The organism is Pseudomonas sp. CFBP 13711, from assembly GCF_014842265.1.
Taxonomy (GTDB): domain Bacteria; phylum Pseudomonadota; class Gammaproteobacteria; order Pseudomonadales; family Pseudomonadaceae; genus Aquipseudomonas.
In genome coordinates, this window is the sequence record NZ_JACYVI010000003.1 from 69,568 (window position 1) to 92,444 (window position 22,877).

The window sequence follows — 22,877 nt, forward strand, 5'->3', positions numbered from 1 at the left end:
GCAAGCATGGAGGTGGAACGATCAGCTGGCGGTTTCGGCCTCATAGGCCTTGATCGCCTCGGACGCCACACGGAAGGCCGCAAGGCCCAGTGGCGCGCCGCAGTACACCGCCGCCTGCATCAGCACGGCGCGGATTTCTTCCCGGGTCACACCGTTGCGCAAGGCGCCGCGTACGTGAACGCCCAGTTCATGGTGCTGGCTCATGGCAGTCAGCATCGCGATGTTGATGATGCTGCGGGTCTTGAACGAGAGGGTCGGGTCGCCCCAGATCTCGCCCCAGCAGACCTCCGTGACCATCTTCTGCATGGGCCGGTTGAAGTCGTCGGCCGCCGCCCAGGATTTCTCGACATGGCGGTCACCGAGCACTTCCTTTCGATTATTGAAGCCCTGGTTGAAGCGTTCGTTGTGGTTCGCATTGTCACTCATGTTCTTCTCACCTTTTTCGTACGATCGACTGATTGTCATACAGTTGAAATGGGCAAATTTTTTTCAGCCGTGCGGCGAAGCGGTTGGCCGGCTCAGTTGCCGTAGCCCACCACAGACTTGACTTCCAGGTACTCGCGCAAGCCGTACTCGCCCCATTCGCGGCCATTACCGGAGCGCTTCACGCCCCCGAACGGCGCGGCGAAATCGGCTGGCGGGTAATTCACATGCACGCTGCCGGCCTGTAACTGGCGGGCAACCTGACGCGCACGCTGTTGATCGGCCGATTGCACGTACGCCGCCAGGCCGTAGTGGGTGCCGTTGGCGATGGCAAGCGCGTGCGCTTCGCTGTCGTAGGTAATCATCGACAGCACGGGCCCGAAGATTTCTTCCTGAGCAATGGTCATGTCCGGCGCCACGTTGGCAAACACGGTCGGTCTGGCGTAGTAGCCCTTCTCGATGCCCGGCGGCAGTCCAACCCCACCCGTCACCAATTGCGCACCTTCGTCGATACCGCTTTGAATCATTGCTTGCACCCGACGCCATTGCGCCCGGTTGACCAGCGGGCCGAGCTGGGTATTTTCATCCGTCGTGGGCCCCACGCTATAGCCTTCGGCGGCAGCCTTGGCAATCTGGATGGCGTCGTCCATCAGGTGGCGCGGGATCAGCATGCGCGTCGGGATCGAGCACGACTGACCGCTGTTGGTGAAACAGGCGGCGACACCGCGGGTCACGGCATCCTGCAGGTCAACGTCGTCCAGCAGGATGTTCGCCGACTTGCCGCCCAGTTCCTGCGCCACGCGCTTGACCGTATCGGCGGCCGATCTGGCCACCAGCACGCCCGCGCGGGTCGAGCCGGTGAACGACAGCATGTCGATGTCCGGGTGTGCCGACAATGCGGCGCCCACTCCCGGCCCGTCGCCGTTGACCAGATTGAACACACCCGGTGGCACGCCCGCCTCGTCCAGCACTTGCGCAAACAGCAGGCTGCTCAGCGGTGAATATTCGCTGGGCTTGAGGACCATGGTGCAACCCGCCGCAAGGGCAGGCCCGACCTTGACCACGATCTGGTTGATCGGCCAGTTCCACGGGGTGATCAAGCCGCAGACACCCACGGGTTCATGCCGGATCAAGGTAGTGCCCCGAGTTTCTTCGAACTGAAAGCGTTTCAGCACATCGATCAGTTGATTGAGGTGCAGCCAACCGCGCGGCACCTGAAATTTGCGGGAAAACGTGATGGGTGCGCCCATCTCGACGCGCATCGCCTGAGCGAATTCTTCTTGACGACGCTCGTAGATCGAGACGATCCGCTGCAGCAGCGCGATGCGCTCGGCGACGGACGTCCGGGCGTAACCCGGCAGCGCTTTGCGAGCGGCAGCCACGGCCCGGTCAACGTCGGTGGCATCGCCCAACGCCAGGCGCTCGACCACGGTTTCGGTGGCCGGATCAATGACGTCGAACCACGAGGGCGACGCCGGTTCGACCCAGCGCCCGTCGATGTAAAACCTGTCAGCGTTTGACATGGCATCGGGCTCCTTCACTCGCCTTCCCTGGCCAGCATGCGGTACATCTCGGTGTGGTCCGTGGCAGGCGTGGCATCCTGCGCCACGTCGTTCCAGACCTTGATCGCGCTCTGGCCGAAGAGCATCGGGTAATCCAGCGCGTCCGAAAGCCCCTTGGCGATTTTCAGATCCTTGTTCATCAGCTGCATCGAAAAGCCTGAGCCGAAGGTGCCGCTGAGCATGAATTGCCTGGCTTTGTTCAGCGAGGTGTTACTGCCGCCGCTCGAGGCATTGAGCACGTCGACCATGACGCCGGGGTCAATGCCGAAGCGTTTGGCGACATGCAGCGCCTCAACCGTGGCCATCAAGCCCGCTGCCGACACGAAATTGTTCAGCGCCTTGGCCGCATGACCCGAACCGGCGTCGCCGATGTGCAGGATGTTCTTGCCCATGGCGTCGAGCACCGGGCGGCCACGCTGCAGGACCTCGGCATCGCCCCCCACCAGAATCGCCAGGCTGCCGTCCACGGCGCGCTTCACTCCTCCCGAAACGGGCGCGTCGAGGTAGTGCAGGTTGAGTGTCTTGAGACGCTGCCCCAGTTCACGGGAACGCGCGGGTTCCGAAGAACTCATGTCGATCACCACAGCCTGCGGCGCGAGGGACGCGGCCCAGCCGTCTTCGCCCAGCAACACACGCTCGACGATGTCCGAGTTCGGCAGCATGGTGATGAGGATGTCGAGGGATTTAGCGTTCTCGGCGGTGAGCGCGCTGGCGTTCAGGGTCGCCTGCACGTCACGCAGACGGCCGGCGTCGGCGTCAGCGAGAAACAGTTCAAAGCCGGCTTTGGCCAGGCAGGCCGTCATGGGAGTGCCCATCATGCCCAATCCGATGAAGCCGATACGTTGCGGTTGCGTCATGTCCGTGCCCTTTGATTTTTATGTTCTTGTCAATGGCGTCGAGGCGGCGTCAGCCTTTCCTGCGTGACGTTCACCAGCAGGTGAAATAAAACTATAGGGCTGTCATACAATCGGTCAATAGGATAATTTACGTTTTCTTACCAGCGGCACCTGCTTGCAACTTTTGTCAGCAGCCCTAACAGGAGAAGAAAAATGATCGTTGAATTGCGCACCTATCACTGTGCTCCCGGCCGCCTGCCTGCATTGCATGACCGGTTCACCAGCACGACGCTGGGATTTTTCGAGAAGTACGGGATCAGGCAGGTCGGCTTCTGGACCAACCTGACGGGGGCGACCAATCAGTCGCTGACGTACCTGTTGCAGTGGGAGAGCCTGGCCGAGCGCGAGACGAAGTGGAATGCGTTTCAGGCGGACGCCGAGTGGATCGCCAAACGCGCGGCGACTGAAGCCCAGGCGATTATCGTGGAGCGGATCGAGGTGCAGTTCATGGCGCCGACGGGGTATTCGGCGTTGCGATGAAAGGAGAGCGCTGAAGGCCGTTTGAATATCCGTTGCTGCGGTAACGGCTGCGTGAGCGGACTCCAGTCAGGGTTGACGCGACACCTGTCGGCGCCGCTGGAGGCAAGACCGCAGTGAATGGCGAAGGTCTGCCAGACAAGGCGTCTGACACGCGCCTGTGCTGTGCTCGCGACTCGTGACATCACCGCATCGCGTGCTGTCGACGTACGGCGGCGAACCGTCACTCGACCGCATGCGCCCCTGTCGCTGCCAGCAGTTCAAGGACGTTTTTCGAAGCGTTCTCGACGTGGAGCAATGCCGCAGCGCAGGCACTTTCTTCATCGCGCAACTGGATGTTGCGGACGATTTCCTTGAGTTCGGCGAGGGTGTGAGGCATGCGCCCTTCCCGGCCCAACGACAAGGCGCGCAGAAGGCTGACGCGGTTGTTGAGCTGTTCGAGCATGCTGCCGACGACGCGGCTTTGTTCGATGTCGAGGAGGACGTGGTAGAAGCGTCGTTTGATGTCCAGCAAGGCGGTGCCATCGACGCTGGTGGTGCGCGACTGTTCGGCGAATTCGTCGAAGACTTCACTCAATTCGCCCACGTCTTCGTCGGTGGCGTAACGAACGAAGTTGCGCACGGCCAGGACTTCCAGCGCACCGCGCACGTCATAGATTTGCACCGCATCTTTGGCATCCACCGAAGCGACATAGGCGCCGCGATGGGGCACCTGCTCCACCAGGCCTTCGGCTTCGAGCTGCCGCAACGCTTCGCGCAACGACGTGCGGCTAACGTCTAGGGCCGTGTAAAGCTGTTGCTCGACCAGACGATCGCCGGGTTTGAAACGCCCCGAGATGATTTCGTTGCGCAGTGCATCCTGCACTTGATGCCGCAAGGACGATGCCTGACGTAGTACTTTCATGCTGTATCCCTGATGACCTGTAAATGTCGTGATGGAGACTCTCGTGGGACAAGGGTCACTTTGAACCTGCGGGCCGATCCTCATGATGCGACCCGTCGAAAGCAATCGTATTGTATTACAGGAATTAACGGGGAATTTAAATCAGCAGGTGATCCGGTGGTGGTTCGCCATGCGCCGTGGCGGCAGATTGGCCAGGCATTCAGGTCGCTTGCGCTTTAGCATCGCGGCTGAAGTTATGGCCCACAAGCGGTCACTCCTTTCTTACTCAAAGCGGCTCGCCTCTGCACTCAGCCCGCTGCTAGCATCCACTCATTGATAACCTGAGATCGTTCCATGCTACGGATTGCAATCGTCTTTAGTTTCACGGCCATCTTTTCTCTGCCAGCGTCGGCACAGGAGCAATTTCAGTGTGCCGCGGCAACCGTCACCATTGCGGTAGATGCGACCAGGCCATTGCGATCAACAGAAGGCGCAGACGTTATTCTCCGGGTAGAACGCGGCACTCGTTCAACAGTCTTGCGGTACAGCAATGTGGATTTCATCGGCGGCGAATGCGACACCGATGCAAATCACGCTAGCCGGATCATCTATCAAGCTGTCTGTGGCGGCAGCGGTTGTCATGATTTATCCAACTGGGGAGTCATCAATCCTGAAAGCCTTCAAGCCCTGCTGGTTCCTTCGGACGACAGCCTTGAGCCAGCCATTGCCCTCCTCGGGCATAAGCCGATGCTGAAAGGCAAACCGATGAATGTGAGCGCTGAAGCACACCGGCTGGGATTACCTACGCCGTAAGGTGCACTGGGCCAAAAAAGCGATAGCCGACGATGAAGCCTCTTTCACCCAAATCGAACGGGACCCAGGTCGTTCTTCACCTGTTCTTGCCTTGCCTGATCGCCGCTCGGCGAATCTACGTACGGAACCTGGCAAGCATCTGCCGAAGGTCAAGGGCCGCCTCACCCGGCGAACAGATCAAACACGCCTCCGAACACCGGGTCCACTCCAGCGCTGAAGCCCTTGAGAGCCAACCTTCGCACGCCCCTCCAAACGAGGACGGGATAACGGCCTTCGTCAATGGGGTCAGGGATAAGAAGCGGATCAGTGGATCCAAGTGCAGTTAACTAATTATTTAAGAAAACGGTGCTTAAGATCTCCCCTCTTCGGCCGATTATATGGGATTGCTGAGTTTAATTAACGCTCATCACCTTTGAGTCAGAAACTGATATACATCTGGAGCCAACAAGTAATGTTACGTCTGACCTGCAAAGCTATCCTTATTGCGCTGTCGTTTGGCCTTTCAACTATCGCCGCTTCTGAAGATCTTAAAGTCTATAGTTTCTCGCCTGTCAATCAATACAACCTTAATCTCTCAGCCACTTTCTGGAACCCGATCATACGGTACGTGTCCGAAAAAAGCGGCGTGAACCTCACGCTGAAATTAGGCCGCACCTCCTCTGACACGACCAGTTATGTGCTCGCACAAGAGGTTGATTTTGCATTTACCAATCATCTCTTCAGCCCTGAGCGCGACAAAATGGGCTGGAAGGTATTTGGCCGCCGTGACGCCCCTGCCCTCGAAGGACAAATCGTGGTCCCCGCCGATTCGCCCATCCATAGCCTTTCCGAACTGGAAGGCAAAGAGGTCGTGTACCCCGGCCCCGAATCGTTTATTGCTTACAAAGTCACCAGCTCGGAACTGGTAAAAAAAGGGATACATACGTCTACGGTATTTGCAGGAAACATGGACGGCGCCTTCAGCCAGCTGCTCAGCGGCAAGGCTCAGGCGATGGGTGTCAATTCACAGCTTGTCAGCGGCTACACGGAGAGAGAAGGTCAATCGTTCCGCGTATTGTGGAGTTCGTCCTCGTTCAATGATTTAGCCCTCATGGCCTCCCCTCGTATTTCTCAGAAAGAACTTGATGCGGTAGCCAACGCATTTTTCAACATGCAGTACGATAAAGACGGCAGCAAGATTCTTCATGAGGCGACCGAGTTAGTTCATGCACCGGCACCGATTACCTTTATTCCTGCGACGGCAGCGGATTACGCTTCCTATCGTGATTTTTACAGCAGCTTGCCGGCAAACCTTAAGTAAATAATCTGACATTTAGCTGGAGAGGCTATTAATGACTTTCTTTAAAAGCCTGCTGCCAAAATCGCTGACGTCGCAAATATTGGGAATGTTGTCTGTTCTGATAGTCGTATTCCTTACGGCCGGCCTGGGTCTGTTTTATAAAAATCAGCTTCTTCAACATATCGAGGAAATCCAAGACACCGCCAATATGCTGATCGAGGTTGCCGCGCAAGCCGTGGAGGAAAGCGTAGTCATCGGCGATTACGACACCATCAAAAGAACCCTCGAAAAGACCCTGGCTCGCTCGCCATTCCAATCCGCCATGTTTATTGACCTGTCAGGTGGCGTCATTCGCCTGCAGGCGCCCAGCGCGCCGGTTGGCAGAGCCCCCGCATGGATAGAGTCCGAGGTCGCTGCACGATTGTTCGATGTCAACCGTCCGATAACGATCGGTGGGAAAGATTATGGCGTGATGCGCCTGTCATTCAACGCCGAGAAAATAGCGACCGAACTTTGTAATTTGGTGGTGCAAGCTACGGTACTGGCAGTGCTTTTTTTGCTTACAAGTTTGTTATTGATGGGCTGGGTGATCAAGCGTTCGCTTGCCCAGCTGGACAAGCTTCACTCCTATGAAGCGGAAATCGCTTCCGGCGAAGTGGCAGCAGAGGCTATGTTGGTCGCAGATGCTCCCGTCGAAATACAGGAAGCAATCAAAGCGGTAAACCGTACTGCGGCAAACATGCGTAATCACTTTGGTCAGCGCATCGAATCGTTGATGAACACCCTGGTGCAGCATAAAAACGCCCTGGATGAGGTTTCAATCGTTTGCGAATGTTCGCCGTCCGGTCGCATCACCTATGTCAACGAACGATTCGTGACAAGCTCACAGCGTTCCCGGGCCGAGCTTTTAGAGTTGACGATCGATCAAGTCTGGAACGGCATGTCTTCAACCACTCAGCCGTGGCAGTGGGCACCTGAACGCGGAGTGTGGAACGGTGAGGTCAGGCTTACCGGTCTTGCCGGTAAAGAGAAATGGCATCAACGCACCATCATCCCTATTCTCGATGACAGGGGCGGCGTTGAAAAATATATCTGCATCGACATCGATATTACGGATCGAAAAGAGTTTGAGGATGCGATTCTCGATAACGCCAGAAGGCAAAACCTGATCGCCCTGTTTGGCCAGCAGGCACTGACAGAGGAAAACGTCAGCGCCCTGGGTGAACTGGCCGCACTGACGGCCGCGCAAGGGTTGAGCATGAGTAAGGCCGCTTTGTTAGTCGTTGATCGAGTGAGTCACGGAGTCATCCTCGACGCCAGGACCGGCTTTACCAGCGTTGATGCCCGGAATGGCTACACGAATGAATTCTTGAGCGGTATGGGTTCTTCTGGCGGGCTTGAGATTATTTCCGATACGCCTGATGCATCGTACAAGTTGCTGTCGATTGACACCGTGGAAGCTGAGCGCATTGGAAGCCGTATAGAGGTCGATATACCGTGCGGGAATGCCTTTAAGGGTGTGCTCGGAGTCTATGCCACCACGGGGCAGCCCTTTACCCGTGAAGATGTTAGCTACCTCCAAACGTTGGCAAACCTGTTGGCCGCCGCGCTTGAACGGGATGACGCGAAGAAAAGGCTCACCTATCTGGCCGAAAATGATTCGCTTACACATCTGCCTAATCGCTGGTTTCTGAATAATTAGCTGCACACTGCAATCAGCCGCACTGCATCAGCGCCCTCTGCAATAAGCGTCATGTTCATCGATCTGGACAGATTCAAAACCGTGAACGACACCATGGGGCATTCCGTAGGGGATGAATTGCTCATCCAGGCAAGTCGGCGCCTGGAGGAATATATCGATGACGACAGTCTGGTTGCGCGGCTGGGGGGCGATGAATTTTCGATTGTTGTCACACAGGCTGCTTATTCGGAGAGCTCCATAAAATCGCTCGCGACCCATATTGTCGACGCTTTGGCGAAACCATTTAATCTTCGCGGTCAGGATATATTCGTTTCAGCGAGTGTTGGCATTGCTAATTATCCCTTTGACGGGGATGACGCTGGCGTCATCCTCAAGCATGCTGATACCGCCATGTACCATGCAAAAAAGAGCGGTCGTAATAATTTCAAGTTTTACACTGCCGAGATGAATGAAAGTGCCGTCAAGCGTTTGCAAACTGAAACGCTGTTGCGGGGCGCGCTTGATCGCGACGAGTTCATTCTGCATTTCCAGCCCAAGGTCAGCCTCGCAGACGGCAGCATCAGTGGTTTGGAGGCGTTACTGAGGTGGAATCATCCAGAGCTCGGCCTGGTTTCTCCCGCTGACTTTATCCCTATGCTTGAAGACACCGGCCTGATCATTCCTGTGGGCGAATGGGTCATCCGGAAGGTCTGTGAAACCCTAAAACGTTGGGAAGATAACAATCTCGGGGTGGTACCGATCGCCGTCAACCTTTCAGCCAGGCAGCTTCAGGTAAAAGGACTGGCTAAAATCGTCAGGCATATCCTGGAAGAATACGGTATCCACCCTGCTCTTTTAGAGTTCGAGCTCACTGAATCCGTGCTGATGATTGAACCCGAGTCGGCGGTTGAAATACTTCGAGAGATAAAGTCATATGGCATAGGGCTTTCGGTCGATGATTTCGGAACGGGTTATTCCAGCCTGGCCTACTTGAAGCGATTCCCTATCGACACTCTTAAAATCGATAGAATGTTCATAAAAGATATAACAAGCAATCATGAAGACGCGGCGATCACCCGCGCGGTCATCGTATTGGCGCACGAACTGGATCTAAACGTCATTGCGGAAGGCGTCGAAACATCTGACCAACTAGAGTTGCTTGTCAAACATGGCTGCGATCAAATTCAGGGCTATCTTTTCAGTAAACCCGTCACAAGTGATGAGTGTGCCGCCATGATTAAATCTTCACGCACGTTGGCTATAAGATTTTCTGAACCTGATTTTGCCTGAATCAGTATCTGCAGCATTTGCAAGACCCGACAGGACGGGCATCGGTGCTTGCACCCAGGGTGAATACCCCCCGGGGCCTCCCCCTTCAGAGCCGTCGCAGCTCTGGCGAACACCATTGGGGTCGCGACGCAGCCCGGTTATGGGCACACTGTGCAGCATTCGCCTGAATACACAGCGCCTAACCTCTATCCGGACGTCACATGACACCCAACGCAGAACTCTATAACCCTTCAACCGAATACGCTGACAAGCTGATTTCGCGGATCGGCCAAACACCTTCGTGGATCGCCAAGCGCATCGGTGTCACCGACAAGCGCATCCGCTACATCCTGGATGGCGAAAGAACCGTCAAGGGCGAAACCACGCCCATTCAGATGACCTACACCGAGCAGTTCGCCCTTGAGTGCCTTGTCCAGGAGGCCATCGCGCTGAAGAGGTAACCATCCCGGGCTGCCGCGAGGCTACAAGCCTTCCAGCAGCCCGTCGGCACGAAGCAGATCAACGATCACGTGCTCATCCACCGCATACACACCCCGCGAAGCCTTCCAGACCAGATTCTTTTCCTGCAACGCGATGAGCGCTTGTTGCACGCCCGGGACCTCAACCTTGATGTCGCTTTCCGGTATGCCCGCCTGCTTCATCGCTGTGGCGTACAACGCCATGGTGGGCGCCTCGAACGGGGCGAAGTTGTCGCCCATGCTGCCCATGACGCGAATCACGGCCGACTGGATCGGAGTAAGGCTGTGGATCACCTTCTTGAGGTTCGCATTCAATTCATCCGCCTGTGCCCGAACAAGCTCGGCAAACCGCTCACGTACTTTTTCAGGGTCGATGAAAAAATCGAAGCGAATGGCATCAGCCGCTGCGCCAAGCAATTCGGGACGATAGCCGCTTTCTTTGAACAGCTGGAACACTTCTGCCGGATCGAGCGGGGATGGCAGATCGATGTTGGCGCACAGCCAGTCGATGTAGTTCTGATCGAGCGTAGGGAACGGCACCATTGATGCCCCAAAGAACGCCTGGTCCTTGCTGTTGCGCAGCATGGCCAGCTTGTCCCGGTTCGAGCCGGTGCAAACGATGCGCAGGCCGTGGTGCCGGGAGCTGTTGAGTTCGTCCCTCGCCGCCTTGAGCGCGAACAGCGCCGCCACACCCGCCTCGGTGGTAATCGCGTGCTGCGCTTCATCGATCATCAGAACGATGAGCTTCTGCGATTCGTCGGAGAGCGCCACCAGCGCCGTGGTGAGGTCGATGTCCTTGCCGAGGCCGATTTTATCCAGACTGAAATTCAAGCCGCCTACAGCGACCTTGTCTATCCCGGAAGCCTTGGCCAGCCGTGTGATGAAGCCATCGTTTCGGCCAACCGCTTCGCGGACGGCTTCCACGATGACGAGGCCGGGGTCTTTGGTCAGGTCTTGCCAGAGGTCGGCATACAGCACAATCGCCCCCGCTTTCTCCAGCGCAGGACGCAGGTCTTCGCGGGCGAAGGTGGATTTGCCGGTGCGCCGTGGCGCTGCCAGGAAGACGCCTGAACTGGCCGAGCTGCCCACAGATACCTGAATGATCAGCTTCGAAAGCCGGGCGGCCAACTCGGGGCGGTGGTAGAAGATTTCGGGCATCTGTAGACCTCAAGCACAGCTCTATAGGCAATTATAGAGCGACTATAGACCAATTATAGAAAGGGTGAAACTTTACGTTTATAGCGGATTATAGAATCACTATAGAGCGACTATAGACTGATTATAGATGATGTCATTTTAGCGATGCAGCGGCACCCACAGGCCCGCAACCCTCCAGGCCCCGCCGGGCCAAGACGATAGGACAACCTCCGGGATGGTGCGAGCTAGTCGATCAGCCCCTGCGCGTCATAAAACGGATACGGCCCCGGGTAATCACCGAACATGCCGTTGTGGGTGACCAGGCCCTGTTCCGCATCCCAGCGATGCAGCAGATAGCCCGCCGGCTCAAGGTTGAAATGCGCCGGGGCATCTTCGCGCAGGTCGAGCACGATCTGGTGCGAGGTGCCCGGGCAGGTGCAGCTGATGCTGCCGGCAAAGCGCCGTTGCATCGGCCGATGCAGATGGCCGCACAAAACACGTTCGACTTGCGGGTGACGGGCGACCACTTGCTCCAGCGCCGCGCCGTTGATGAACGCCTCGCGGTCCATGTGGCCGATCCCGGTGATAAACGGCGGGTGGTGCATGATCAGCAAGGTCGGCACCTCCGGGCGCCGGCCAAGCACTTCATCGAGCCAGGCCATCTGGCTGTCCAGCACTTGCCCGCCGTGGGCGCCAGGAATGGTCGAATCCAGTCCGATCAGGCGCACCGGGTGCTCTTCGACGACCCAATCCAGGGGTGACTTGGGACAAAGCGGCAGGTAAACGTGATCGGCGAATTCAGCCAGCAGGTGCTCGCGAACGTCATGATTACCAGGCACCAGGTAGTACGGCATGACCAAGCGCGCCAGCTCGGGGTGCAGGACGGCGTATTCATCCGACCGACCGAAATCCACCAGGTCGCCGCTGATCACCACGATGTCCGGGCGCGGCGTGCTGGCGTTCAGATGGTCGACCGCGCGACGTAACGCGCCGAGGGTGTCGACCACGCCATAGGTCAGCTTGTTGCCGGCTTTGAGGTGCAGATCGCTGATCTGCGCGATGAGAAACGGGACGCTCACATTCAACTCACTTACACAATGATTAGGGGTGCAGGGCGAACAACGCCTGCGGCTCGACGGCCAAGGCGATCAGATCACCCGGGGCATGAATGACGTTGTCGGCGCTGTCGACCAGCAAGGGTTGCGCCGCGCCGACTTCAATCAGCAAACGGCTCTGGGCGCCTTGAAAGAACTGACCGAGCAAACGCCCGTGCAGGTGCCCTTCGCGCTTCACCACCCGCAGGTGCTCGGGCCGGCAATAGACGGTGGACGGCTCACCCGCCCCACTCCACGGCAGTTCGCCGCCGCTGACTTTCAGGCCGTTGACGGAGCGGCCTGCCACCGAGAAGGCGTTGAGATTGCCGACGAAACCGGCCACGAACGGGTTGGCCGGCTGCTGATAGATTTCCCGCGGGGTGCCAAGCTGGGCGATGCGCCCTTGCTGCATGACCAGGATCCGGTCGCCCAGGGCCATGGCTTCGCCCTGATCGTGGGTGACGAACACCGAGGTAATGCCCAGTCCGCGCAGCAGCTGATCGAGTTCGCTGCGCAGGCGTTCACGCAGCTGCGCGTCCAGTGCGGCAAGGGGTTCGTCGAGCAGCAGGACTTTCGGCCGTGGCGCCAGGGCGCGGGCCAGTGCCACCCGCTGCCGCTGCCCGCCCGACAACTCGTGAATACCGCGCTTGGCGTGTTCCTGCAGGCCAACCAGTTCCAGCAGTTCGGCGCAGCGCTTGTTGCGCTCGGCGACGGCCATGCCGCGCACCTTCAGGCCATACACGATGTTGCCTTCCACCGAGAGGTTGGGAAACAGCGCGTAGTTCTGAAAAACCATGCCGACGTCGCGGCGCTCGATGGGCAGACGGGTGACGTCCTGATCGCCGAAGAACACCTGGCCGACGTCCGGCCGTTCCAGCCCGGCGATCATCCGCAGCGTGGTGGTCTTACCGCAACCGGACGGGCCGAGGATCGCCAGGGTCTCCCCCGCCTCGATGGTCAGGTTGAGGTCGTGAACGGCGACAGTGCCGTCGGCGAAAGCCTTGCGGCAGCCGATCAGCCGCAGCGTGGTTCCAGTCATCTTTGCTCTCCACGGGAAAGGCGCGCGCTGATGGCCTGCAACGCAACCAGCAGCGGCACGATCATCAACAGAAATATCAGGGTGTAGGCACTGGCGACCTCCAGCCGCGCCGAGGCGTAACTGTCCGCCAAACCGACCGGCAGGGTTTTGGTCATGGGCGTGTGCAGCATCCACGTCAGGTTGAATTCGCCCAGGGACAGCGTGACCACCATCAGCACGCCGGCGAGAATCCCCGCCCGGCAGTTGGGCACCACGACGCTGAAAAACCGTCGCAACGGCCCGGCACCAAGACTGGCGGCGGCCTCCTCCAGCGTCGGCAGGTGTTGACGCTGCATCACTGCCATCACCGGCCGCACCAGAAACGGCAGGGTGAACAGCACGTGGCCGACGAGGATGAACAGCCAGCTGCTGCGGAAACTGCCGAACTGGCCATAAGTCAGCAGCAGGGCCAGGGCGCTGGCGAGGCCGGGCATGGCCACGGGCAAGACCATTAATTCTTCGAAGGCGCGACTGAAGCGATTGTTCATCCGCACCAGCGCATACGCGGCCGGCACGCCAATCACGCAGACGCACACCGCGCAGGCCAAGGCCAGTTGCAGGGACAGCCAGACGGTCGGCGAATAGGCCTGCCAGACTTGAGCAATCCAGTCGAAGGTCAGTCCGCTGGACACGCCCTGAAAGTAATTGCGCGTCAGCCCGGCCAGCAGCGACATCAGCACCGGGACCAGCATGAAGGCGCAGACCAGGAGCGTGAACAGCAGTTGCGCGATGAACAGCGAAGAACGCTTCACAGGACGGTCCTCGATTGCTTGACCATGCGCCGCGCGAGCTGCAACACCGCCCAGGTCAGCGCGCCGAGCACCACTGACAGCGCTGCAGCGACGGTGAAGTTGGCGTAATTGGTGAACACGTTGTAGATCGCCACGGGGGTGACATTCAGTTGAGTCCCCAAGGTGAAGGCTGTGCCGAACGCGCCCATGGAGGTGGCAAAACAGATCGCCCCGCAGGACACCAGCGCTGGCGCCAGCCCGGGAATGATCACGTCATACACCACCCGCCAGTGCCCGGCGCCGAGGGAATGGGCGGCTTCTTCCAGGCTGCGGTCGAGGCTTTCGCAGGCGGCCATGATCGTAAGAATCACCCGCGGAATCGAAAAATACAGATAGCCGAGGAACAGGCCCGCCAGGGAATAGGCGAACACCCAGCGCTCACCGGCCAGTTTCAGGCCGAGCATGGCAAACAGACCCTGCCGCCCTGCCAGCAAAATCACCAGAAAACCCACCACCACGCCAGGAAACGCCAAGGGAAAGGTCAGCAGCGCCACCAGAGTGGCGCGTCCGAAAAAGCGCTGACGGGCGAGGAACACGCCGGTGATGCCGCCGACCAGCAGCGCCGCCAGCGTCACCACGACGGCGAGCACACAGGTTTGCGCCAGGCTGCCCAGATACTGCGGGCTGCTGAGCACTTGCCAATATCCGCTGCCGGCGCCATCCCGCTGCTGTCCGCCGAGCACGATCAGGTGCGCCAATGGCAATAGCCAGAACGCCGCCAATACTGCCGCCGCGGGTGCCAGGGCCCACGCGGCTGTTGGGCGCAGACGCCATTTCAACAACCTACGCGCGGCCACGTTCTGCGCCTTCAACACCGTGCTGCTCACTTACTTGACCTCGCTCAGGTAACGCGCGGCGAAGGCTTCCTGCACGTCGGCCATGTGCTGGTAATCCACCACACCGGCGCGGGCGTAATCGCTGTCCGGCAAAAACTGCGCGGCGACGTCGGCCGGCATCTTCATCGTGCGAACCGGACGCAGATACGCCTTGGCCCACAGCGCCTGGCCCTGCTCGGAGAGCACGAAATCCAGCACCTTCTCGGCGTTGGCTTGATGGGGCGCGTTGGCGACCAGGCTCATCACGTAAGGGACGCTGATGCTGCCCTCCTTCGGGATGACGAAAGCGACGTTGGCCTTGTCCTTGTAGCGGGCGCGGTAGGCGTTGAAATCGTAGTCCACGAGGATCGGCAATTCGCCGGACAGCACCCGCGCATAGGCCGTCTGCTTGGGCACGATCGGCGCGTTCTTCGCCAGTTTCTGGAAGTAGTCGATGGCCGGCGCGAAGTTGTCCAGGGTGCCGCCCATGGCCTGGTTGATCGCCACGGCAGAGACGTAGCCGACGAACGCGCTGGACGGATCGAGGTAACCGACCATGCCTTTGTATTCCGGCTTGAGCAGATCAGCCCAGCTTTGCGGGACCGGCAGGCCGCCCAGTGCATCGACGTTGACCATGATGCCGAGGGTGCCGGAGTGGATCGCGAACCAGTGGCCTTCCGGGTCTTTCAGGCCTGCGGGAATTTGCTCCCAGCCTTCGGGTTTGTAGGTGCCGACCACGCCAGCCTTCTGCGCCTGCAAGCCGAAGGTCACGCCGTAATACACCACGTCCGCCACCGGGGCGGCTTTTTCGGCCACCAGTTGCGCCAGGGACTGGCCGGAGTTCTTGTTGTCCAGCGGCACTTGCACGCCGGTGCTGTCGGCGATGGCCTTGAGCTGGGTGCTCCAGTCCGCCCATTCCGGCGGGCAGTTGTAGCAAATCGCGGTTTCGGCGGCCTGGGTCAGGCTGGCCACGCCACACAGCAGCAGGGCCGCCAGGGTTTTACGGAAGCGGATCATGGAGCGTCTCCTCGTAGGGCTGAGTACTTTCGCCCGGCCGGATGTGGCACGGCAGGCGGTGTGAAGTCGGTGCGGCGCCGGCGATTTGCGCCAGCAATTGATCGATGACGGTGGTGGCCAGGGCGGCAATCGGCTGAACCACGCTGCAGAGGGTCGGGTGCATCTGGGTGCCGATGTCGATGCCGTCGAAACCGATGATCGACAGCTGCTGCGGCACCGCCCATCCGTGGCGACGCAGTTCGGCGATCAGGCTGATTGCCAGCAAATCGTTGGAGCAGACCAGCGCGGTGGGCGCGTTAGGGCCGCGTAGCAACGGCGCGAGCGCGGTGAAATCGGCCTGGGTGTGGCTGGGCATTTCGATGATGGGCATGGCGTTCAAGCGGTGTTCAGCCATGGCGTCGCAGTAGCCCGCGTAACGCTGCCGCGCGCGGTCGGACTGCAACGTCGGCCCGGCGACCATACCGATGCGTCGATGACCGGCGTCCAGCAGATAGCGTGTGGCGAGGGCCATGCCGGCGCGGTTGTCCACCGACACGGCGCTGTATTCGGTGCTGCCGGGCTGGTGATAGGCGAGGACAAAGGGCGTGTCTTCGGTGCTGAGGCTTTGCAGCACGCGATTGCTGTGGGCGTCGGTCACAGTGAGGACAAGTCCATCGACCCGTTGGCGCAGCAGCTCTTCAACCACCGCACTTTCCCGCTCGGCGCTGTAATCGGTGGTCGCCAGCAACAGGTTGTAGCCCCGCAACCGCGCGGCGCGCTCCATGGCTTGAAACTGTTCGGCGAACACCGGGTTGAGCAGGCTCGGTACGACCACACCGATGAGCCGGGTGGTCTGCAGGCGCAACTGGCGGCCCAGCAGGTTGGGGCGAAAACCCAGTTCCCGCGCGGCGGCGAACACCTGGTCACGGGTCGTCGGACGCACTACTTCGGGAGAGGCGAAACAGCGGGCGGCGGTCGCTCTGGAAACCCCTGCCACCCGTGCGACTTCTTTCAGGTCACTCATGTTCACTCGCTTGAGATCGATCTCATTGGCGAGGACATTACGGCGTCAATGTGGCAATTCAGGGGCGAGGATGTGACAGATTGGAGTCATTGGGTGAGGCAGGGCTGACTGCCAGGCGGAAGTCGGACTGGCTCAACCCACTGTAGGACCGGCTTTAGCCGGGAAGGCGTCAGGTGTCACACCGCACATCTTAGGGTGTGCGGGCTGCCCTCTTCCCGGCTGAAGCCGGTCCTACACTGAGATCGCGTGCAGCCTCAGAGACCGCATGCGTTGAAGGTGATCAGGCGTCGGACAAAACCACATGGTCCATCGCTGCCTGCACGCCCACGGCCTTGATCTCGGTCGCGTTCGCTGCCGGGCTAAAAGCGAAATCCTCGGCCTTCAGGCTATGGCTGTAGTCCCCCGCCAGGGTGACCTGGAATTTCTGACCTGTGCTGTCCGCCTCGTTGCTGCGCACGTAGGTGCGGTCGCTGCTGGCGTTGTAGCTGACCTGCAAGGTGCCGTCGCGGCCGTCGCCCAATCCGGTGAAGCCCAGCGCTGAAACATCCAGCGTGTCGTGGCCGGTGGTGAAGTCGGTGATGAGATCCGCCGCGCCGACGTAGCTGTCGCTGATGTGATCGAAGCGGAAGGTGTCCTCGCCCGATCCGCCGGTGAGCTTGTCGCTGCCAGCACCGCCAACCAGCAAATCATCGCCGACGCTGCCCGCCAGCACGTCGTTGCCCGCCAGGCCAAACAGGGTGTCATTACCCCAGTCGCCATACAGCGTGTCGGCGCCTGCCGTGCCGGTGGCGTTCACCGAGGTCAGCGGCTGAGACGAATCGGTGCGCGTGTCATCGGGGTTGGCGAACAGCACATTGCTCGCGGTCAGGTCATAGAGGTGGTTGCCGTTAAGCAGGATTTCGAAGCGGTTGCCGTCGGCGTCCGGCTCCAGCGACTTAAGCGCCGTCTGGTCGCCGGCCAGGTTCAACACGACTTTGAGCGTGCCGTCATAGCCATTGCCCAGGCCCTTGAAATCCAGGGCAGTAAGGTCGAGGCGATCATGGCCGTTGCTGTTGAAATCGGTGATCAGGTCGCGTTGCGCGTAGCTGCCGCTGGCATCGTTGCGCAGGCTGTCGCTGACGCTGGTGTACACGAAGGTGTCCGCGCCTGCCCCGCCCGTCAGGGTGTCGCCGCCGCTGCCGCCGAGCAACCGATCTGCGCCGCCGTCGCCCGACAACGTGTCTCGCCCTGCGCCGCCGATCAGCACGTCATCGGCAGCGGTACCAAACAGCTTGTCGTCACTGGCCGTGCCGGTAATCGACGAGAAGAAGTTCGTCGCGCTCAGCGTGCTCAGGTGGTTGCCATCGAGTGCCAGCTGAAAGCGGTTGCCGGCGGCATCGGCGTCCAGGCTCGACAGGTAGGTAATGTCGGTGCCAGCGTTGTAGGACGCCTTCAACGTGCCGTTGTGGCCATTGCCCAGCCCGGACAGTCCCAGCAGGGTCAGGTCGAGACGGTCGCTGCTGTCGTTGAAATCGGTAATGCGATCGGTGAAGGACGTGGTGGCCGTGCGATAGCTGTCGCTGACCGAGGTGAAACGAAACACGTCGCTGCCGGTGCCACCGCTGAGGCGGTCCGCCCCTGCACCGCCATGGATGACGTCGTCACCGGCGCCGCCGTCGATGCGATCGCGCCCTGCTCCGCCACTGATGAATTCGTCCGAACGGCTGCCGATCAACGTGTCGGCGCCCGCACTGCCGCGCACGATCAGCACATCGCTGTTGTTGTAGACCTGGGTGTTGTTGCCCGCCGCGCTGATGTCGCCCGAATGAGTGCCGTTGATGACGTTGCCGAAGATCACGCTGCCTTCGACGCTCGCCACGTCCGACGGCACCTCGGCCACGCCCCAGGTCGATCCGGCGCTGCCGGTGATCAGGTTGTCGTAGACGAAATTCTGCGTGCCGTTCTCGCTGCCCAGGTTGCGGATCGCCACTTCCGGCACGTCGTTGCTCTGCGCGTTGGCGTGGATGACGTTGTCGGACACTTCGATGTGGGTCGTGCCTTGCAGATTGACGCCCGACCCGCCGTTGTCATGGATGTCGAGGCGATACACGCCGCCGTATTCGATGCCGCGCATGTGCACGCCGTCGCCGCCGTTCCCATAGACGTCGCCGCCGATGACGCTGAAAAAGCCGGTGTCGACGCCGCTTTCTTCATGGACGTGAATGCCGTCGCCAGCATTGCCGGAAGCCTGGTTGTCGGTGAGCGACATCGCCACGCTGCCAAGCCCGACATTGATGCCATTGCCGCCGTTGTCCAGCGCGCGGTTGTCCTGAAAGGTCAGCGCCGGCAGCGACCCGCCCAGGACGAAGCCATCGGAAGCGTTGTCTGTGGCCGTGCTGGCGCGCACCGTCAGATGCACCGACGCGCCGGTCAGGTCAAAACCGCTACCGCTGAAGTGTGTGGCGGTGACGCCATCGATCAACAGATTGGTACTGTTCGCCCCCGACTGAGACCAGCCACTGACCTGCCCGCTGCCGCTGACCTGATTGCCATCCAGCGAGAGATTGCTGACGGTCGCGTCTCGCACGGTGCTGCCTGCTACCACGCCCAACAGCGAGTGGGTATTTGATCCGGCGCCATCGGCCAGCTTGAGCACGCTGTCACCCGCGCCCTCCCCGGTGAGGGTGACGTTGCTTTTCAGCGCAAGAGCGTTGCCCGAACCGTCGCCGTCCGACACAAGCCAGGTGCCGCCAGGGATGTAAACCTTGCCCCCACCCGCAGCGCTTGCGGCATCAATTGCCTTCTGGATGGCGACGGTATCGTCAGTGACGGAGTCGCCCTTGGCGCCGTAATTGCGGATATCGAAAGTGGGGGTGATGCTCATGCGCTGCTCCTGCCTGGAATACTGACGACCTGTGAACCGGTTGTCGCAACCGGCTCGGGGAACAGGTTGGACCGGTAGAGTTCCGGATTGTTAGTGCCGGTTCGAAGGCTTTCGTCGGATGGGCTGTATGGGTTTGCGTGGCACTTTTCGGTGCGCCATCCAGTCGCGGGAGTGAAACGCCGGGTGACGGGACATCCCTGAATTCATTACATTCATTCCAGCTATCCACCCAAGGCCTACCGATGAACAGCTATCTGGCGCAGGCACACAATAATCGATGGTCGAACCGGCGCCTGCTCTCGGCATGCCTGGGGTTGAGCAATGAAGAATACCTGGCGCCGCGAACAGGTTTTTTTCCCTCAATTGAGCTGACGCTGCGGCACATACTGGATGTCGATCAATTCTACCTGGCCGCGCTGACGTTTGATCTCGAAGGTCAACGAAAGGAGCTGCCCGAGCATCTCTCGCTGCAGGAAATCGTCCGGCTCCAAACCGAGGCAGACGGCCGACTTGTTACCTATTGCGAAGGTCTGGATGAGCACTCGCTTGGTCGACGAGCGGGTGTAGTACGGGCGACGGGCATTATTCCGGAACGGGTGGATTGCCTGTTGCTACATCTGTTCCAGCACCAGATTCACCACCGTGGACAGGTTCACGCCATGCTGTCCGGTACCCGCATACCACCGCCTCAACTGGATGAATTTTATCTTGATGGAGATTTACCATTGAGGGCATCGGATGAGCTTCTTCCCGGCTAAAGCCGGTCCCACTAAAAAGCACCGCGTGCATCCAGTGGGATTGGCTACGTACCCGAATGTAGGACCGGCTTTAGCCGGGAAGGCGTCAGACGTCACGCCATCATCGCTGGCTGAGGAATGAGGTCTCGGCTAACGGCGTTATTTATGCGCCTTACCCTTGGACACCATCTGTTTGATCGTGCCCGTCGGAATATCAACCAACAGGTACTGGTCCTTGATCTCCACCCACTGTTGATTTTTGTCCGGCGCGCTCAGGTGACGTGCTTTCCAGTCTTTAAGCGCCAGGCTGGGACGTTGGTATTGATCAGGGACGTTGTCGCCTTCCTTCATTTCCTTAACCCCTGCGCCCGGGCGATCCATCGTCACGCTTGGCTGTTCGGCAGCGTAGGAGAAGCTGCTGACTGCGCATACTGCGGTGAACAGCAGATGAGGGAGGAATTTCTTTCCGAGCATGATCAGATCCTTTGGCAAACGAGTGCCGCTGATTGAATAAGGGGTGACGGTGCATCCGTCATGCTCTGACCGGGACTGATTCCCAGGAGTTCGATCTGATCGCGTGCCATACGCTCGCATTGACTTTCGCAGTGGTTGCCAGTGGGGCAACAGCAGATACCAGAAGCCGAAGATCAACAAAGTCCTACAGCCAGTCTCGAGACACTTGTTCTCTGTCCACTGTATATGGCATCAATGTCGCCGCACTGCTTGCATGGAAAAAACCGCATGGAAAGCCCCACGCTCCAGACTCCCCGACTGACACTCGCCCCGCTGCGGTTAACCGATGCACCCGTGATTCAACAGCTGTTTCCCCGGTGGGACGTGGTCCAATATCTGGACAGCCATGTGCCATGGCCCTATCCCGACGACGGCGCACTGACCTACCTCCGCGACGTCGCGCTTCCTGCCATGGCAGAGGGGCGCGAATGGCACTGGACGATACGCCTGACGTCCGAGCCGGCGCGGATGATCGGCTGCATCAGCCTGCACGATCAGCCCGAGAACCACCGGGGTTTCTGGCTGGCGCCGCAATGGCGAGGTCAGGGGTATATGCGGGAGGCGTGCGAAGTGATCAACGCTTTCTGGTTCGAAACCCTGCAGCGCCCGGTGATGCAGGTGCCCAAAGCGGCGGGCAACGAGGCATCGAGGAAGATCTCCGAACGCGAGGGCATGCGCATGATCGAGCGCCGGGACGGCCACTTTGTCTCAGGTCCCATGGTTCAAGAGCTCTGGGAGTTGACGCGCGACGAATGGTTGGCCAGGCAGCCGCCGACTTCGAAATGATGCAGCAGGCACTGGTTTCCCGGGGCAGTTAGCTGATTGCCTGTTGACCTGCCCCGCCTCAATCCCTAGGGTAGCCGGCCTTCTTTACCCCTCAGGAACCCCATGTCCAGCCGCAGCAAGCTCCCCTCCACCGTCTACCTTCTGGGCCTGACGATATTCTCGCTGGTGACGGCCGAATTCATGGTCGCCGGCATGATGCCCGCGCTGGCCGATGCGTTCTCGGTCAGCCTCGCCCAAGTCGGCAACCTGATCGCCTTTTACGCTTTAGGCATGGCCATCGGCGGCCCCCTTGTGACCGTGTTGCTGCTGTCCAAAGGCGTCAGCAACAAACGCTCTTTGATCGCGCTGCTCGTCTGCTATGTGGTCGCCGGCGCAGTCGCAGCGGCCGCGCAAAGTTATCTGGTGCTCGCCGCTGCACGCGTGGTCATGGGCATTTCCAGTGCCGTCTGCATCGGTTTGTGCATGACGGTGTGCGCAGGCCTCGTCACCCCGGAACGACGCGGTCGAGCGGTTTCGGTGGTCCTCGCCGGGCTGATGCTGTCCCCTGTCGTCGGCGTGCCGCTGACCACGTGGGTCGAGCAACACTTCGGCTGGCGTGCGAGCGCCTGGCTTGTAGTAGTGCTGGCGATGCTCTGCACGGTGCTGGCGAGCAAGCGCCTGCCGGCAGGCGCCAATGGCAGCGAACCGCCGCTGCGCCAACAAGTCGCGGACATGAAGAATGCGCCCCTCTGGGCGGCGTACCTCACCAGCGGCTTGATCATCGGCGCCACCTTTGCCGCGTTCAGCTACTGCACGCCCATCCTGATTCAAGAAGTCGGGGTCGCGCCAAAATTCGTCGCCCCGCTGCTGGCGCTGTATGGCGTCGCGAACGTGCTGGGCAACTGGGTGGTGGGCCGACTGGCGGATCGCTACATGATGGCGATCGTCGGCTGGGGTCTGGCGATCATGGTGCTGGCATTGTCGGGCTTCGCCCTGGCCGGGGATCATCTGTGGCTGAACCTGATGTGCTTCCTCGCCCTCGGGCTGACCGGTGTGGCGCTGAATCCGGCGATGGTCGCGCGGGTTATGAAAGCGGCCGAGCCCGGCGCGCTGGTGAACATCATGCACACCTCGGTCATCACCGCCGGGCTGGCATTCGGCAGTTGGGCGGGCGGTGTGACGATCGATGCAGGCCTGGGTCTGCGTTCGCCGCTGTGGGTCGGTGCGGCCATGGCCCTGGCAGGATTGCTGAGTCTGGTGCGGCCGATTGCGATGCGTCGCAGCCAGGCGTTGTGCGACTGA

The 22,877-nt window shown here is 60.0% G+C and carries 20 protein-coding genes and 1 pseudogene; 8 read left to right on the forward strand and 13 right to left on the reverse strand.

Annotated elements, in window-relative coordinates:
- Positions 1-21 precede the first annotated feature (21 nt).
- The 3 genes from IFT47_RS07420 to IFT47_RS07430 all read right to left on the reverse strand — a co-directional run bounded on the left by IFT47_RS07420 (position 22) and on the right by IFT47_RS07430 (position 2,842).
- Positions 22-426: a carboxymuconolactone decarboxylase family protein gene (locus tag IFT47_RS07420; protein WP_192172558.1), complete on the reverse strand. Its 405-nt coding sequence runs from the start codon at positions 424-426 to the stop codon at positions 22-24.
- Positions 427-518: 92 nt separating this feature from the next.
- Positions 519-1,946 (reverse strand): aldehyde dehydrogenase family protein, encoded by a 1,428-nt coding sequence (locus IFT47_RS07425; RefSeq protein ID WP_192172557.1) that lies wholly within the window; start codon positions 1,944-1,946, stop codon positions 519-521.
- Positions 1,947-1,960: 14 nt separating this feature from the next.
- Positions 1,961-2,842 (reverse strand): NAD(P)-dependent oxidoreductase, encoded by an 882-nt coding sequence (locus tag IFT47_RS07430; RefSeq protein WP_192172556.1) that lies wholly within the window; start codon positions 2,840-2,842, stop codon positions 1,961-1,963.
- 192 nt (positions 2,843-3,034) lie between these two features.
- Between IFT47_RS07430 and IFT47_RS07435 the strand changes: the two genes are divergently transcribed.
- Positions 3,035-3,361 (forward strand): NIPSNAP family protein, encoded by a 327-nt coding sequence (locus IFT47_RS07435; protein ID WP_192172555.1) that lies wholly within the window; start codon positions 3,035-3,037, stop codon positions 3,359-3,361.
- A 220-nt stretch (positions 3,362-3,581) separates the two neighbouring features.
- On the opposite strand, the gene IFT47_RS07440 is transcribed toward IFT47_RS07435, so the two are convergent.
- Positions 3,582-4,262, reverse strand: a complete 681-nt coding sequence (locus tag IFT47_RS07440) for a GntR family transcriptional regulator (RefSeq protein WP_192172554.1) — start codon at positions 4,260-4,262, stop codon at positions 3,582-3,584.
- A 333-nt stretch (positions 4,263-4,595) separates the two neighbouring features.
- Between IFT47_RS07440 and IFT47_RS07445 the strand changes: the two genes are divergently transcribed.
- The 4 genes and pseudogenes from IFT47_RS07445 to IFT47_RS07460 all read left to right on the forward strand — a co-directional run bounded on the left by IFT47_RS07445 (position 4,596) and on the right by IFT47_RS07460 (position 9,744).
- Positions 4,596-5,054 (forward strand): hypothetical protein, encoded by a 459-nt coding sequence (locus IFT47_RS07445; RefSeq protein ID WP_192172553.1) that lies wholly within the window; start codon positions 4,596-4,598, stop codon positions 5,052-5,054.
- A 451-nt stretch (positions 5,055-5,505) separates the two neighbouring features.
- The gene (locus tag IFT47_RS07450) at positions 5,506-6,354 is read left to right on the forward strand and encodes a phosphate/phosphite/phosphonate ABC transporter substrate-binding protein (protein ID WP_192172552.1); all 849 of its coding nucleotides are present in this window, start codon (positions 5,506-5,508) and stop codon (positions 6,352-6,354) included.
- Positions 6,355-6,385: 31 nt separating this feature from the next.
- Positions 6,386-9,304, forward strand: a pseudogene (locus tag IFT47_RS27935) (putative bifunctional diguanylate cyclase/phosphodiesterase).
- 200 nt (positions 9,305-9,504) lie between these two features.
- Positions 9,505-9,744 (forward strand): hypothetical protein, encoded by a 240-nt coding sequence (locus IFT47_RS07460; protein WP_065988840.1) that lies wholly within the window; start codon positions 9,505-9,507, stop codon positions 9,742-9,744.
- A gap of 21 nt (positions 9,745-9,765) precedes the next feature.
- Here IFT47_RS07460 and IFT47_RS07465 read toward each other — a convergent pair whose 3' ends face one another.
- From IFT47_RS07465 to IFT47_RS07500, 8 genes are all read right to left on the reverse strand, one after another.
- Positions 9,766-10,920 carry an ATP-binding protein gene (locus IFT47_RS07465; RefSeq protein WP_192172551.1) on the reverse strand — a complete coding sequence of 385 codons (1,155 nt, stop codon included), beginning with the start codon at positions 10,918-10,920 and terminating at the stop codon, positions 9,766-9,768.
- A gap of 224 nt (positions 10,921-11,144) precedes the next feature.
- The gene (locus IFT47_RS07470) at positions 11,145-11,978 is read right to left on the reverse strand and encodes a metallophosphoesterase (protein ID WP_192172550.1); all 834 of its coding nucleotides are present in this window, start codon (positions 11,976-11,978) and stop codon (positions 11,145-11,147) included.
- Between the two features lie 22 nt (positions 11,979-12,000).
- On the reverse strand, positions 12,001-13,032 hold the full coding sequence (locus IFT47_RS07475; protein WP_192172549.1) for an ABC transporter ATP-binding protein: 1,032 nt from the start codon (positions 13,030-13,032) through the stop codon (positions 12,001-12,003).
- Complete coding sequence (locus IFT47_RS07480) at positions 13,029-13,823, reverse strand: ABC transporter permease (RefSeq protein WP_192172548.1); 795 nt, start codon at positions 13,821-13,823, stop codon at positions 13,029-13,031. Before IFT47_RS07480 ends, IFT47_RS07475 begins: the two co-directional genes overlap by 4 nt.
- Positions 13,820-14,641: an ABC transporter permease gene (locus IFT47_RS07485; RefSeq protein ID WP_197983826.1), complete on the reverse strand. Its 822-nt coding sequence runs from the start codon at positions 14,639-14,641 to the stop codon at positions 13,820-13,822. Before IFT47_RS07485 ends, IFT47_RS07480 begins: the two co-directional genes overlap by 4 nt.
- 48 nt (positions 14,642-14,689) lie before the next feature.
- Positions 14,690-15,694 carry an ABC transporter substrate-binding protein gene (locus IFT47_RS07490; RefSeq protein ID WP_192172546.1) on the reverse strand — a complete coding sequence of 335 codons (1,005 nt, stop codon included), beginning with the start codon at positions 15,692-15,694 and terminating at the stop codon, positions 14,690-14,692.
- Positions 15,678-16,697 (reverse strand): LacI family DNA-binding transcriptional regulator, encoded by a 1,020-nt coding sequence (locus IFT47_RS07495; RefSeq protein ID WP_192172545.1) that lies wholly within the window; start codon positions 16,695-16,697, stop codon positions 15,678-15,680. Before IFT47_RS07495 ends, IFT47_RS07490 begins: the two co-directional genes overlap by 17 nt.
- Before the next feature lie 280 nt (positions 16,698-16,977).
- On the reverse strand, positions 16,978-19,560 hold the full coding sequence (locus IFT47_RS07500; protein ID WP_192172544.1) for a M10 family metallopeptidase C-terminal domain-containing protein: 2,583 nt from the start codon (positions 19,558-19,560) through the stop codon (positions 16,978-16,980).
- A 242-nt stretch (positions 19,561-19,802) separates the two neighbouring features.
- Between IFT47_RS07500 and IFT47_RS07505 the strand changes: the two genes are divergently transcribed.
- Positions 19,803-20,318, forward strand: a complete 516-nt coding sequence (locus IFT47_RS07505) for a DinB family protein (protein WP_192172543.1) — start codon at positions 19,803-19,805, stop codon at positions 20,316-20,318.
- 138 nt (positions 20,319-20,456) lie between these two features.
- Here IFT47_RS07505 and IFT47_RS07510 read toward each other — a convergent pair whose 3' ends face one another.
- On the reverse strand, positions 20,457-20,771 hold the full coding sequence (locus IFT47_RS07510) for an RcnB family protein (protein ID WP_192172542.1): 315 nt from the start codon (positions 20,769-20,771) through the stop codon (positions 20,457-20,459).
- Between the two features lie 267 nt (positions 20,772-21,038).
- Here IFT47_RS07510 and IFT47_RS07515 point away from each other — a divergent pair, with 267 nt between their 5' ends.
- On the forward strand, positions 21,039-21,596 hold the full coding sequence (locus IFT47_RS07515; RefSeq protein ID WP_192172541.1) for a GNAT family N-acetyltransferase: 558 nt from the start codon (positions 21,039-21,041) through the stop codon (positions 21,594-21,596).
- Between the two features lie 102 nt (positions 21,597-21,698).
- On the forward strand, positions 21,699-22,877 hold the full coding sequence (locus IFT47_RS07520; protein WP_192172540.1) for an MFS transporter: 1,179 nt from the start codon (positions 21,699-21,701) through the stop codon (positions 22,875-22,877).

Coding starts and splice junctions, on each gene's coding strand:
- IFT47_RS07495 (WP_192172545.1), bottom strand. CDS start 16,697: ATGAGTGACCTGAAAGAAGTCGCACGGGTGGCAGGGGTTTCCAGAGCG.
- IFT47_RS07450 (WP_192172552.1), top strand. CDS start 5,506: ATGTTACGTCTGACCTGCAAAGCTATCCTTATTGCGCTGTCGTTTGGC.
- IFT47_RS07490 (WP_192172546.1), bottom strand. CDS start 15,694: ATGATCCGCTTCCGTAAAACCCTGGCGGCCCTGCTGCTGTGTGGCGTG.
- IFT47_RS07500 (WP_192172544.1), bottom strand. CDS start 19,560: ATGAGCATCACCCCCACTTTCGATATCCGCAATTACGGCGCCAAGGGC.
- IFT47_RS07510 (WP_192172542.1), bottom strand. CDS start 20,771: ATGCTCGGAAAGAAATTCCTCCCTCATCTGCTGTTCACCGCAGTATGC.
- IFT47_RS07475 (WP_192172549.1), bottom strand. CDS start 13,032: ATGACTGGAACCACGCTGCGGCTGATCGGCTGCCGCAAGGCTTTCGCC.
- IFT47_RS07440 (WP_192172554.1), bottom strand. CDS start 4,262: ATGAAAGTACTACGTCAGGCATCGTCCTTGCGGCATCAAGTGCAGGAT.
- IFT47_RS07505 (WP_192172543.1), top strand. CDS start 19,803: ATGAACAGCTATCTGGCGCAGGCACACAATAATCGATGGTCGAACCGG.
- IFT47_RS07460 (WP_065988840.1), top strand. CDS start 9,505: ATGACACCCAACGCAGAACTCTATAACCCTTCAACCGAATACGCTGAC.
- IFT47_RS07430 (WP_192172556.1), bottom strand. CDS start 2,842: ATGACGCAACCGCAACGTATCGGCTTCATCGGATTGGGCATGATGGGC.
- IFT47_RS07465 (WP_192172551.1), bottom strand. CDS start 10,920: ATGCCCGAAATCTTCTACCACCGCCCCGAGTTGGCCGCCCGGCTTTCG.
- IFT47_RS07435 (WP_192172555.1), top strand. CDS start 3,035: ATGATCGTTGAATTGCGCACCTATCACTGTGCTCCCGGCCGCCTGCCT.
- IFT47_RS07445 (WP_192172553.1), top strand. CDS start 4,596: ATGCTACGGATTGCAATCGTCTTTAGTTTCACGGCCATCTTTTCTCTG.
- IFT47_RS07520 (WP_192172540.1), top strand. CDS start 21,699: ATGTCCAGCCGCAGCAAGCTCCCCTCCACCGTCTACCTTCTGGGCCTG.
- IFT47_RS07425 (WP_192172557.1), bottom strand. CDS start 1,946: ATGTCAAACGCTGACAGGTTTTACATCGACGGGCGCTGGGTCGAACCG.
- IFT47_RS07420 (WP_192172558.1), bottom strand. CDS start 426: ATGAGTGACAATGCGAACCACAACGAACGCTTCAACCAGGGCTTCAAT.
- IFT47_RS07515 (WP_192172541.1), top strand. CDS start 21,039: ATGGAAAGCCCCACGCTCCAGACTCCCCGACTGACACTCGCCCCGCTG.